Annotated in this window: 11 protein-coding genes; 3 read left to right on the top strand and 8 right to left on the bottom strand. The window is 73.8% G+C overall.

What is annotated here, in order from left to right:
* Nucleotides 1–10: 10 nt before the first annotated feature.
* From AB0K43_RS19275 to AB0K43_RS19295, 5 genes are read right to left on the bottom strand one after another with little or no spacing between them, the layout of a single operon-like run.
* Nucleotides 11–988 carry an oligopeptide/dipeptide ABC transporter ATP-binding protein gene (locus AB0K43_RS19275; RefSeq protein WP_363641238.1) on the bottom strand — a complete coding sequence of 326 codons (978 nt, stop codon included), beginning with the start codon at nucleotides 986–988 and terminating at the stop codon, nucleotides 11–13.
* Nucleotides 985–2,001, bottom strand: a complete 1,017-nt coding sequence (locus tag AB0K43_RS19280; protein WP_363641240.1) for an ABC transporter ATP-binding protein — start codon at nucleotides 1,999–2,001, stop codon at nucleotides 985–987. The genes AB0K43_RS19275 and AB0K43_RS19280 overlap by 4 nt, the downstream gene beginning before the upstream one ends.
* Entirely contained in the window at nucleotides 1,998–2,987 is a 990-nt protein-coding gene (locus AB0K43_RS19285) for an ABC transporter permease (RefSeq protein WP_363641242.1), read from the bottom strand. Before AB0K43_RS19285 ends, AB0K43_RS19280 begins: the two co-directional genes overlap by 4 nt.
* On the bottom strand, nucleotides 2,984–3,982 hold the full coding sequence (locus AB0K43_RS19290) for an ABC transporter permease (protein ID WP_363641244.1): 999 nt from the start codon (nucleotides 3,980–3,982) through the stop codon (nucleotides 2,984–2,986). Before AB0K43_RS19290 ends, AB0K43_RS19285 begins: the two co-directional genes overlap by 4 nt.
* Nucleotides 3,983–3,997: 15 nt before the next feature.
* Nucleotides 3,998–5,737, bottom strand: coding sequence for an ABC transporter substrate-binding protein (locus tag AB0K43_RS19295; RefSeq protein WP_363641246.1), 1,740 nt, complete (start codon nucleotides 5,735–5,737; stop codon nucleotides 3,998–4,000).
* 236 nt (nucleotides 5,738–5,973) lie between these two features.
* Here AB0K43_RS19295 and AB0K43_RS19300 point away from each other — a divergent pair, with 236 nt between their 5' ends.
* A complete protein-coding gene (locus AB0K43_RS19300) occupies nucleotides 5,974–7,437 on the top strand; it encodes an aminopeptidase P family protein (RefSeq protein WP_363641248.1) in 1,464 nt (487 codons plus the stop codon).
* Between the two features lie 29 nt (nucleotides 7,438–7,466).
* On the opposite strand, the gene AB0K43_RS19305 is transcribed toward AB0K43_RS19300, so the two are convergent.
* A complete protein-coding gene (locus AB0K43_RS19305) occupies nucleotides 7,467–8,498 on the bottom strand; it encodes a nitronate monooxygenase (protein WP_363641250.1) in 1,032 nt (343 codons plus the stop codon).
* Nucleotides 8,499–8,942: 444 nt separating this feature from the next.
* On the opposite strand from AB0K43_RS19305, the gene AB0K43_RS19310 reads away from it, so the two are divergent.
* Nucleotides 8,943–9,167: a hypothetical protein gene (locus AB0K43_RS19310; protein WP_363641252.1), complete on the top strand. Its 225-nt coding sequence runs from the start codon at nucleotides 8,943–8,945 to the stop codon at nucleotides 9,165–9,167.
* A 102-nt stretch (nucleotides 9,168–9,269) separates the two neighbouring features.
* Entirely contained in the window at nucleotides 9,270–10,067 is a 798-nt protein-coding gene (locus tag AB0K43_RS19315) for a hypothetical protein (protein ID WP_363641254.1), read from the top strand.
* Nucleotides 10,068–10,157: 90 nt separating this feature from the next.
* Here the strand turns inward: AB0K43_RS19315 and AB0K43_RS19320 are convergent, their stop codons facing one another.
* Together AB0K43_RS19320 and AB0K43_RS19325 are read right to left on the bottom strand one after the other, a co-directional pair.
* On the bottom strand, nucleotides 10,158–10,790 hold the full coding sequence (locus tag AB0K43_RS19320) for a response regulator transcription factor (protein WP_363641256.1): 633 nt from the start codon (nucleotides 10,788–10,790) through the stop codon (nucleotides 10,158–10,160).
* Nucleotides 10,787–11,995 (bottom strand): sensor histidine kinase, encoded by a 1,209-nt coding sequence (locus AB0K43_RS19325; protein ID WP_363641258.1) that lies wholly within the window; start codon nucleotides 11,993–11,995, stop codon nucleotides 10,787–10,789. The genes AB0K43_RS19320 and AB0K43_RS19325 overlap by 4 nt, the downstream gene beginning before the upstream one ends.
* Nucleotides 11,996–12,046 lie beyond the last annotated feature (51 nt).

Consider the following 12,046-nt stretch of genomic DNA (forward strand, 5'->3'; position numbering starts at 1 on the left):
GACGGCGCGGTCAGGCCTCGGGGAAGTGGCAGGCGGCCTGGCGGGCGGTGCCCGCGGAGGTGATCCTCAGCAGCGGTGCCTCGGTCCGGCAGATCTGCTGCGCCTTGGGGCACCGGGGGTGGAAGGTGCAGCCGCTGGGCGGGTTGGCGGGGCTCGGCGGGTCGCCGAGCAGCACGATCCGCTCGCGCCGGCGCTCGGCCAGCGGATCGGGCAGCGGCACGGCGGACAGCAGCGCCTTGGTGTACGGGTGCGCGGGACTCTCGTACACCTCGCGCTTGTCACCGATCTCGACGATCCGGCCGAGGTACATCACCGCCACCCGGTGGCTGATGTGCCGCACCACGGCCAGGTCGTGCGCGATGAACACGTAGGCGACGCCGAGTTCGCGCTGCAGCCGCTCCATCAGGCCGACGATCTGGGCCTGGATGGAGACGTCGAGCGCGGAGACCGGCTCGTCCGCGACCACCAGCTCGGGGCGGGTGGCCAGCGCGCGGGCGATGCCGATCCGCTGGGCCTGGCCGCCGGAGAACTGGTGCGGGTAGCGCTCCAGGTGCTCCGGGGCGAGCCCGACCAGCCGGATCAGGTCCCGGACCTCGGCGGCGATCTCCTTGGGCGCGGCGCCCTGGGCCCGCAGCGGGGCGGAGATGATCTGCTGGACGGTCTGCCGCGGGTTGAGCGAGGCGAACGGATCCTGGAAGATCATCTGCAACTTGCTGCGCAGCGGCCGCAGTTCGCGCTGGCCGATCCGGGTGATGTCCCGGCCGTGGAAGCCGACCCGGCCGGCGGTCGGGTCGAGCAGCCGGACCAGCATCCGGCCGGTGGTGGACTTCCCGCAGCCGGATTCGCCGACCAGCCCGAGCGTCTCACCGGGCCGGACGTCGAAGCTCACCCCGTCGACGGCCCGGACGCCCGCGTGGCGGCGGAAGGCGCCGTTCGCGCCGGGGAAGGTCATCCCCAGGTCCTGCACGGTGAGCAGCGGGGCCGTCATGCGGTCACCTCCTGGTGGGTGATGCGGCCCTCGGACGGCGAGTCCAGCAGGCAGGCGGTGCGGTGGTCCTCGGCGACCAGGCGCAGCGGCGGGCGCTCGCCGGTGCAGGCCGCGCGGACGGCCTCGGGGGCGGCGGCGTACAGCCCGCAGCGCGGGTGGAAGGCGCAGCCGGCCGGTGGGGCGAGCAGCGAGGGCGGGCTGCCGGGGATGGCGAGCAGCGGGTCGCCGTCGGCGGCGTCGAGGCGGGGCAGCGAGTCCAGCAGGCCGCGGGTGTAGGGGTGCCGCGGTGTGCTGAACAGCGTTTCGGCGGGGGCCTGTTCGGCGGCCGAGCCGCCGTACATCACCAGCACCTCGTCGGCCACCCGGGCGATCACGCCCAGGTCGTGGGTGATCATGATGATGCCGAGTCCGCGGTCCTGCTGGATCTTCATCAGCAGTTCCAGCACCTGCGCCTGGACGGTGACGTCCAGTGCGGTGGTGGGTTCGTCGGCGATGATCAGGTCGGGCTCGCAGGAGAGCGCCAGGGCGATCATCGCCCGCTGCCGCATGCCGCCGGAGAACTGGTGCGGGTACTCCCCCGCCCGGCGGGCCGGTTCGGGGATGCCGACGTCGCCGAGCACCTCGACGGCGCGGGCCAGGGCGGCCTTGCGGCCGGTGCCGAAGTGCGTCTGGTGCGCCTCGGCGATCTGGTCGCCGATGGTGAAGTAGGGGTGCAGCGAGGTGAGGGCGTCCTGGAAGACCATCGCCATCCGGCGCCCGCGCAGCTGCCGGACGGTCTCCTCGGGGGCGCCGATCAGCTCGGTGCCCTGGAAGCGGACCGATCCGGTGACCTCGGCCCCCCGGTGCAGGCCCATCACGGCGAGCGAGGTGACCGACTTCCCGGAGCCGGACTCGCCGACGATGCCGAGCGTGCGGCCGGCCTCGACGGTGAAGTCCACGCCGCGGACGGCTCGGACGACTCCCTCCGCGGTGTCGAACTGCACCGCCAGGTCCTTGACTTCGAGCAGGGTCACGACAGCCTCGCCCTCGGGTCGATCCAGGCGTAGACGAGGTCCACGATCAGGTTGGAGGTGACGATGAAGAAGGAGGCCAGCAGCGTCACGCCCATGATCACCGGCTGGTCCGCCTTGTTGAGCGAGTCGGCGAAGAGCTTGCCGACGCCCGGCAGACCGAACAGTGACTCGGTGATCAGCGCGCCGGCCAGCAGGCCGCCGAGGTCCATGCCGAGCATGGTGGCCACCGGGGTGAGCGCCGGGCGCAGGCCGTGCTTGGCCACCACCCTGCGTTCGGGCAGGCCCTTGGCCCGGGCGGTGCGGACGTACGGCTCGGCCATCGTCTCGATCACCGAGTTGCGGGTCATCCGGGCGTACATCGCGGCGGACATCAGCGCCAGCGTGATCCAGGGCAGGATCAGGTTCTGGATCCACTGGAACGGGTGCTCGCCGAAGGCGATGTAGCGCGGGTAGGGGATCAGGCCGAGCTGGCCGACCACCAGGTACAGCAGGACCATGGCGGTGAAGTAGACCGGCATGGCGGCGATGCCGATGGTGCCGACCATCAGGGTGCGGTCGATCCAGGTGCCCCGGCGCAGGGCGGAGACCACCCCGGCCGCCAGGCCCATCACCAGCCAGAGGAAGGCGGCGCCGACGGCCAGCGAGGCGCTGGCCGGGAGGCGGTCCATCATCAGGTCCCAGACCGGCTGGGCGCTCTGGTAGGAGTAGCCGAAGCAGGGGAAGCTGCAGTGCACCGCGTAGTCGCCGCTGCCCAGGGTCTGGCCGGCGAAGATGCCGACCAGGTAGCGGCCGAACTGGACGGTGACCGGGTCGTCCAGGCCCATCTGCTGGCGCACCAGCAGGATCCGGTCGGCCGAGCAGTCCTTGCCGCAGAACTGCGCGGCCGGGTCGCTCGGCAGGAGGTAGAAGACGGCGAAGGTGATGGCGGAGATCACCACGAGGGTGAGCAGGATGCCGGCCACCCGCCGGACCAGGAATCCGATCATGCCCGGCTGCCCTTCGGGTCGAGGGCGTCGCGCAGCGCGTCGCCCAGCAGGGTGAAGGCCAGCACGACCAGGAACAGGCAGAGGCTGGGCAGGACGAAGAACATCGGGTCGACCTTGTAGTAGGGCACCGCGTCCGAGATCATCTGCCCCCAGGAGGGCGTCGGGGGGCGGACGCCGACGCCGAGGTAGGTCAGCGCGGCCTCGGCCCCGATCAGGCCGGGGATGGCCAGGGTGACGTACACGATGATGGTGCCGGTGAGGTTGGGCAGGATCTCGGTGAACAGGATCCGGGCGCTGGAGGTGCCGCAGGCGCGGGCGGCCTCGACGTACTCGCGGTGCTTGAGCGAGAGGGTCTGACCGCGGATCAGCCGGGCGATGTACGGCCAGCCGAAGACGCTCATCACCAGGATCAGCAGCAGGATCCGGTTGGCGTTCCGGGCCACCGAGAGCAGCGCGATCATGAAGATCAGGCTGGGGAAGGACATCATGATGTCCATGAAGCGGCTGATCACCGAGTCGATCCGGCCGCCGAAGTAGCCGGCGGTGATGCCCAGCAGGACGCCGATCACGGTGGTGATGAGCGCGGCGCTGAAGGCCACCAGCAGGCTGATCTGCCCGCCGTACAGGAGCCGGGCGAAGATGTCGTGGCCCAGGCCCGGTTCGACCCCGAGCCAGTGGTCGGTGCCGACGCCGCCCAGGGCGCCCTTGGGCAGGCCGCCGAGGTAGAGGTCGAGGGCCTTCTTGTCGGTGTCCGCCGGGCCGTAGCCGCTGATCGCGGTGAACACCGGGGCGAGCAGCGAGGTCAGGACGAAGAAGGCGATGATGCCGAGGCCGGCCATGGCGGGGCGCTGGCGGCGGAGGCGGTGCCAGGCCAGCCGCCAGGGGGAGGCGGGCGGCCCGGGGGCGGGCGGCGCGGCGGGCGCGGGGGCGGGGTCGGCGGCGCTGACCACCGCCCCCGCTCCCTGGGCGGCTGCCTCGGGGAGCGGGGCGGTCATGGGTCAGGCTCCTGACTACTTGACGGACTTCAGGCCGATGACGGCGTAGTCGATCTGGCCGGACCACACCGGGTGCGCGAAGGCGCCGGCGATGTTGGAGCCGACCAGCAGCGGCTTCTTCTGCCAGGTCATCGGGATGGCGGGCGACTTGTCCATGATCTTGGCGTCGAGGGCGAGCCACGCCGTGTTGGCCTTCTGGAGGTCCTCCAGGCCCGCGATGCGGTCCAGCTCCGCGATGGTCTCCGGGTCGTTGAACCGGCTGTTGTTGCCGTTGTTGCCCTTGTCCTTGATGGACCGGCCGTCGAAGATCATCGGCAGGAAGGTCGCGGCGGACGGGTAGTCCGGGCACCAGCCGCTGAGCGAGAGGCCGGGCTGCTTGTCCTTGTCGCCGGTGATGGAGGCGACCGCGGTCGGGTCGACGGTGGTGACGGTGACGTCGATGCCGACCTTCTTCAGCGAGGCCTGGACCGCCTCGGCCTGCGGCTTGCCGCCGGTGGAGGTGATCAGCTCGGTCTTCAGGCCGCTCGCGTAACCGGCCTCGGCCATCAGCTGCTTGGCCTTCTCCGGGTCGCCGGCCGGCTTGATCATGAAGTGGTCGATCGGCGCGCCGGCGGTCAGCACCGGCGGCAGGAAGGTGGTGGCGACGTCGTTGAACGCCGGGCCGCCGACCGCGGTCGCGTACGCCTCCTTGTCCACCGCGTACTGCAGCGCCAGGCGCAGCTTCTGGTTGTCGAAGGGGGGCTTGCTGGTGTTGGTCACCAACATCGCGGTACAGCCGGAGTTCTCGCTGATCAGCCGCTTCTTCAGCTCCGGGTTGGTGAGCACCTCGCCGACCTTCGCGGAGACCAGGTCGACGTAGGAGATCGCGTTCTTGTCGTCCCCCTGGTCGGCGATCAGCCGGTCGGCGATGCCGGCGCCCTTGAGGGTCTGCTCCACCACGATCTTGTCCGGGTAGGCCTTGCGCACCGGGTCGGTCTTCTCGTCCCAGTTGGTGTTGCGGACCAGCACCATGCGCTTGCCGCGGTCGTACTCCTCGATCTTGTACGGGCCGGAGGAGACCGGGTGGTTGCTGTAGTTGGCGCCGGCCTCCTTCGCCTTGGGCACCGGCGCGAAGGTCGGCAGGGTCACGGTGTAGCCGAACTCGGCGACCGGGCGCTTGAGGTGGAAGATGATGGTCTTGGCGTCCGGGACCTCGATGGCCTGCTTGCCCAGGCGCTCACCGGCGAGCGGGCCCTTGTAGCCCTCGGGCGCGTCGAGGTAGCGCACCGCGTAGTCGGGGCCGCCCGGCAGCTCGGGCGAGTAGGAGCGCTCGACGTTGTACTTGATGTCGTCGGCGACGATCGGGGTGCCGTCCTCGTACTTGAGGCCGTCCTTGAGGTGGAAGGTCCAGGTCTTGGCGCCGTCGCTCGGGGTGCCGAGGTCGGTGGCCAGGTCCGGCTCGATCTTCAGGCCCTCGGCGCCCGGGGCCGCCTTGAAGGTGGTCAGGGTGCGGTAGAGCATCCGGACCCCGACGTCCATCACCGGCATGGTCCAGTTGCGGGCCGGGTCGAGCTGGTCGAAGTCCTGGTTGGACAGGATGGTGAGGGTGCCGCCCTTGACCGGCGTGCCGCCGACGATGCCGTTGCCCTCGGTGGTGACACCCGCGTGGTCGGCGCCGTCGCCGTTGCTGCTGCCGTTGCTGCTGCATGCCCCGAGACCAAGGGTGAGGGTTGCTGCGATGGTCGCCGCCAGGGCGACGTGCGTGCGCCTGTTCATGTTGAACTCCGAGATGGGGGGCCGGTGTTGAGACCCAGTCCGCCCCGGGGCTGATCCGGGGCCCACTCCGGAGGGGCGACCATGGGTCTAGCCCCTCCGGGATGTGACCCGTAACATAGTAATGTGAAATTGCACTGGCAAGAGCTGGTGCGGCCCGTTACCGAGCCGTGTCCTGCCGGAGCGCAACTCCATTATCGTTCCCCGTAGTTCCGCCCCAGGTCAGAGGAGTCGCAGCAGTGACCGCCGAACCCACCCCTCGCCTCAACACCGGCAGCCACGATCTGCCCGTCTCGCCCGCCCTCGACGCCTTCATGGGCACCGGGTGGGCCGCCACCCCGCTGCCCGCCGACCGGCGGGTGCCCGGGTACGACGCCACCGGCTCCCGGCGCAGCCGGCTGGCCGCCGCCTTCCCCGGCGAGCGACTGCTGATCCCCGCCGGGCAGTTGAAGGTCCGCAGCAACGACTGCGACTACCGCTTCCGCCCGCACAGCGCCTACGCCTGGCTCACCGGCCTCACCGGCGAGGACCAGGTCGGCCACGTCCTGGTGATCGAGCCCACCGGCGAGGCGGTGCTCCACCTGCGCCCGCGCTCCCCGCGCGGCGGCCCCGGCCCGTACGGCGGCGAGTTCTACCGCGACCGCCGCTACGGCGAGTTCTGGGTCGGCCGCCGGCCCGACCTCGACGAGGCCGCCCGGCTGACCGGCGTGCGCACCGCGCACCTGGACGACCTGGCCAAGCTCTTCACCGGCGGGCAGCCCGCCACCCGGGTGCTCACCGGCGTCGACCCGGCGCTCGACGCGCTCGCCGGGCGGCCCGACGCCGCCGCCGAGCAGTCGGACACCGCACTCGCGGCCGCGCTCTCCGAGCTGCGCCTGATCAAGGACGCCTGGGAGGTCGCCCAGCTCCAGCACTCCGTCGACCTCACCGCCACCGGCTTCGAGGACGTGGTCCGGGCGCTGCCCGCCGCGCTGCGCCACGGCCGGGGCGAGCGCTGGCTGGAGGGCACCTTCAACCTGCGTGCGCGCGCCGAGGGCAACGGCACCGGGTACGACACCATCGTCGCCTCCGGCGCCCACGCCTGCGTCCTGCACTGGATCCGCAACGACGGCGCGCTCGACCCCGGCGAACTGCTGCTGCTGGACGCCGGCGTGGAGACCGACACCCTCTACACCGCCGACGTCACCCGCACCCTCCCGCTCGGCGGCACGTTCTCCCCCGTCCAGCGCCAGGTGTACGAGCTGGTGCTGGCCGCCCAGGACGCCGCCATCGCCACCCTGCGCCCGGGTGCCAGCTTCCGCGACTTCCACCGGGCCGGCATGCGGGTGATCGCCGAAGGCCTGGTCGACTGGGGCGTGCTGCGGATCTCCGCCGAGGAGGCCCTGCGCGAGGACAGCGGCCTGTTCCGGCGCTACACCCTGTGCAGCAGCGGCCACATGCTCGGCCTCGACGTGCACGACTGCGCCAAGGCGCGGGCCGAGACCTACCTGGACGGCGTGCTGGAGGAGGGCATGGTGCTCACCGTCGAGCCCGGCCTGTACCTGCAGCCCGACGACGAGACGCTGCCGCTCGAACTGCGCGGCATCGGCGTCCGGATCGAGGACGACCTGGTGATCACCTCGGACGGCGCCCGGCTGATGTCCGGCGGGCTGCCGCGCACGGTGGCCGGGATCGAGGAGTGGATGGGCACCCTGCTGGGCTGACCCCCGCCGGCCCGGCGGTGGCCCGCGGCTCAGGTACGGGCCGGCCCCGTCACGAGCTCCCGGACGATCGCCGCCGCCGGGCCGGCCGCGGCCAGCCCGTGGTTGGTGCCGGCCCACAGGTGCATCGCCTGCAGGTCGGCCCGCTTCGCCGCCGCCGCCCGCAACGGCTGGGTGAGGTGGTGCACCTCCGGGTAGGCGGCCGGCGCGTACGGCTGGTAGCGGTCGATGAAGGCGTTGCGCAGCCCGCGCGCCGGACGGCCGGTGAAGGTACGGGTGACGACGGTCTCCCGGAACCGCGGGTCGACCAGGGCCTGCCGGTACGCCGCCGAGGCGCCCGACTCCTCGCAGCGCAGGAAGGCCGTGCCCAGCTGGGCGGCCACCGCACCGGCCCGCAGGGCGGCGGCCAGCCCCGGGCCGTCGGCGATCCCGCCGGCCGCGATCAGCGGGAGGTCGACCTCGGCGCGGACCGCCGCCAGCAGGTCGAGCAGCGGCACGGCGCCGGGCTCGGCGTCCGCCCGGTGGGTGGCCCGGTGGCCGCCCGCCTCCGGGCCCTGCACCGTCAGCAGGTCCATCCCGAGCTCGGCCGCGGCCCGCGCCTCGGCCGGCGTGGTCACCGTGCCGACCTGCACGATCCCGGCGGCCCGCAGCGCCTGCGCCTCGGCCGGGGCGGGCAGGCCGAAGGTGTACGAGACCACCGGCACCGGATCGGCCAGCAGCAGCTCGATCTTGGCGTCCCAGTCGTCCCGGTCCGGCGCGATCGCGGCCGGCAGCTCGACACCGTGCCGCTCGGCCTCGGGGAGCAGCCGCTCCCGGTACCCGGCGACGGCCGCCGGGTCGCCGGGGGCGGCCGGCACGAAGAGGTTGAGGCCGAACGGCCGGTCCGTGAGCTGCCGGGTGGCCCGGATCTGCTCCGCCACGGCGGCGGCCGTCCGGTACCCGGCGGCCAGCAGGCCGAAGCCGCCGGCGGCGCCCACCGCCGCGACCAGCTGCGGGGTCGAGGCCCCGCCCGCCATCGGCGCGGCCACCACGGGCGCCGCGAGACCGGTCAGATCCACCGTCATGTGCCACTCCTCCAGGGCCGGTTCACCCCACTCCTCGCCCCACCCTAACGGCCCCGCACCGAAGTCGCCCCGAGCCCTGTCAGGTCACCCGGGCGGGCGGCGTCCGGGGGCGCCCCGGCCCGGTCGTCCCGCTGCCGCCCGCCGCCCGGGGATAACGTCGCGGACGAACGTGGGCGCCGATCCGAGCCGCCCGCCACCCTCGTCCCCGCCCTACGCCCGCGACCTCGCCGTGACGGTGGCCGCGCCCGGCCGCCGCTGCCGGCCGCCCCCGGCGAGCCGGCCGACTTCGAGGTCGAGGAGCGCAACCTCGGCCCGTCCACCGACTACCCGTGGCGCGGCCGCCTGGTCGCCCAACTGCCGCCCGGCTCGCGCTTCCTGAGCTCCGCGCCGGACTGGGCGCCGTGCGAGTTCTCGGCCGACGGCACCACCGCGACCTGCCCCGACGTGGTCGGCAACACCTGGTCCTGGGTCAACCGCGGCTTCGCGGTCCGGGTCGGCCCGACCGCCCCGCACGGCAGCAGGGTCACGGCCACCCTCACCTACCAGGCCCCGGCCGACCCGGCGCCGCACGCCTTCGTGCTGAAGGTCGACATCCCGGTGCTCCGACCCCGCGCCCCACGGCGGAGCCGGTCGCCCGCCCGGCCCCGCCCCGCGGCGTACTCCTGCTGAGGAATGCCCCGCCCGGGGGACCGCTCGCGGCCGGCCGCCGTGTCGGCGCCGGCTGACGACGCGTGAACGCGAGGTGTCGGTGGCCGGTGCCAGACTGCGGCCATGTCTCTCGCCGATCTCACGCTCGACCGCTGGCGGTCGCTCGACCTGCCGACCGCCCGCGATCTCGCCCGGCAGGCCGCCGACCTGGTGGGCGGCCGGGTGACGGCGGTGGAGAGCGTCCAGCACCTCGGCGCCCCGCTGCACCGGGTCCGGATCGAGCGGCAGGGGCAGGAGTTCGCCCTGATACCCGGCGGCGAGGTGCGGCTCGGCTTCGACCCGGACGCCTGGCAGCCCACGCCCGGGCAGATCGCCGACTACGCCCGGAGCCTGGCGGAGGGCTTCGGCTTCGGCCGCGACCTGCGGACCCACCTCGCCCACCTCATGAGCACCCCGCGCAGCGTCACCCTGGCCACGGTGCTGATGGCGGTGGCGGACGAGGGCCTGACCGAGCTCCCGTGCGACATGCCGGCCGCGCTCGCCACCCGCGGCCTGCGGCTGCCCAGCTCCGACGAGTGGGAGCACGCCTGCGGGGCCGGCGCGAGCACGCTGTTCCGCTGGGGCGACGAGTGCCCGCTCGACCGCATCCCGTACGGCGACACCACCGGGCCGCAGCACCGGCCGAGCGCCCTGGGGCTGCGGATCACCTACGACACCTACCGCACCGAGATCTCCGCCGACCCGAGGGCCGTGCACGGCGGCGACGGCGGCGAGTCGGTCTGCGGCGGCTACGGCCACCTGCTGGGCTGGCTGCCGCTGGCCACGGCCAACCGCAACCCGTTCATGGCCGAGTTCGTCCACGGCCCGGAGGGCGAGGACCTCTACGAGGACTACTCCACCCGCCCGGTCCTCCCCCTCTGACCGCTCTGACCGCTCCGAGAGCTCCGACAGCTGCGACAGCTCCGACCGCTCCGCGCGGGCGCCCCACCCGGCCCCCGCCGCCAAGGCGCCTCAGGCCGGCCGGATCAGCCCGGAGCCGAGGCCGGCGGCGATCGCCCCGGTGCGGCTGTCGACACCGAGCTTGTCGTAGATGTGCACCAGGTGGGTCTTCACGGTGGCCTCGCTGATGAAGAGCCGCCGGGAGATCTGCCGGTTCGCCAGGCCCTCGGCGAGCAGCCGGAGGATCTCGGTCTCGCGCGGTGACAGGCTCGGCCGGCCGGAGCGCACCCGGCCCAGCAGCCGGGCGGCCACCGGCGGGGCGAGCACCGTCTCGCCCCGCGCGGCGGCGTGCACCGCGGCCGCCACCTCCTGCGGCGGGGCGTCCTTGAGCAGGTAGCCGGTGGCGCCGGCCTCGACCGCGGCGAGGATGTCGGCGTCGGTGCTGTAGGTGGTGAGGATCAGCACGGCGGGCGGGTCGGGCAGCGCGGTGATCCGGCGGGTCGCCTCGACGCCGTGCATACCGGGGCCCATCTGGAGGTCCATCAGCACCACGTCCGGCCGCCGCTCCAGCTCCGCCAGCCGCCGCAGCGCCTCCGCGCCGTCCGCCGCCTCGCCGACCGCCGTGATGTCCGGGAAGTCGTCGACCATCGCCCGCAGGCCGCGCCGCACCACCGGGTGGTCGTCCACCAGCAGGACCGTGATCACCGGGCACCCGCCTCGGCCGGCACCGTCGCCTGCAGCGGCAGCGCCGCCGCGACGGCGGTGCCCTCGCCGGGGGCCGACTCGACGGTCAGGCTGCCGCCGAGGGCGGCGATCCGCTCCCGCATGCCGTGCAGGCCGAAGGTACGGCGGCCACCGCCCGACCTGGCCCGCGGGTCGAAGCCGACCCCGTCGTCGAAGACGTCCAGGGTCACCTCGTCGTCGAGGTAGGCGAGGGTGACCGCGATCCGCCCCGCCCGGGCGTGCCGGACGGCGTTGGCGAGCGCCTCCTGGGTGAGCCGGAGCAGCGCCACCTCCGCCTCGACCGGCAGCGGGTGCGGCTCGCCGTCGAGGTGGAAGTCGGCGCTCGCACCCTGCGCCAGGCGGCGCAGCGCCTCGGTGAGGGTGACGTCGTCGAGGGCGGGCGGGGTGAGCGCGTGGACGAACCGGCGGGCCTCGGCGAGGTTGGCGGAGGCCGTCCGCCCGACCTCGTGGATCCGGCTCGCGGCGGTGGCGGGGTCGGCGGGCAGCGCCGACTCGGCGGCCCGGGCGAGCAGCACGATCGAGGACAGGCCCTGGGCCAGGGTGTCGTGGATCTCGCGGGCGAGGCGCTGCCGTTCGGCCAGCCGCCCGGCCTCGCGCTGGGTGGCGGCGAGCTCGCCGCGGGTGCGCATCAGGTCGTCGATCAGCCGCTGGCGCTCGCGGCTCTCCCGGTAGAGCGCGGCGTAGCCGTACGCGGTGAGCAGGGCGACGGCCGCGCCCGCGACCGGGCCGAGCACCTTGGCGGTGGTGAGGCCGCCCGCTGTGCCGGCCTGCGCGGCGACCACGATCAGGGTGAGCCCGGCGACGGCGGCCACCGCCCGGCGCACCGGCAGCAGGTGCAGGCAGAGGAAGTGGAGCGGGAAGGCGAGGTAGCAGAACTCGGGGTGCTGCAGGGTCAGCGCGATCCAGAGCAGCACCACCGCCCCGAGCCAGAGCCAGGCCCACGCGCGGCTGTCGCGGATCCGCCCGACCGGCCCGCCGGCGGCGTACACCACGGCCAGCGCGGCGGCGGTGGCCAGCGCGCCGGCCCCGAGGTCGCCGCCGACCGTACCGCGCACCAGCAGCACCCCGAGCAGGGCGAAGAACAGCCCGTGCAGGGCCAGATTCATCAGCCGCAGGGCGGGGGTGTCGGCGGCGTGGCCCGGTGCGGGCGGTTCGGTACGGGTCACGCCTTCCGAGGGTACGGGCTGCGGCGGCCCCCGCCGACCGGCCGGGCATCA

Source organism: Kitasatospora sp. NPDC049258 (assembly GCF_040678895.1).
Taxonomy (GTDB): domain Bacteria; phylum Actinomycetota; class Actinomycetes; order Streptomycetales; family Streptomycetaceae; genus Kitasatospora.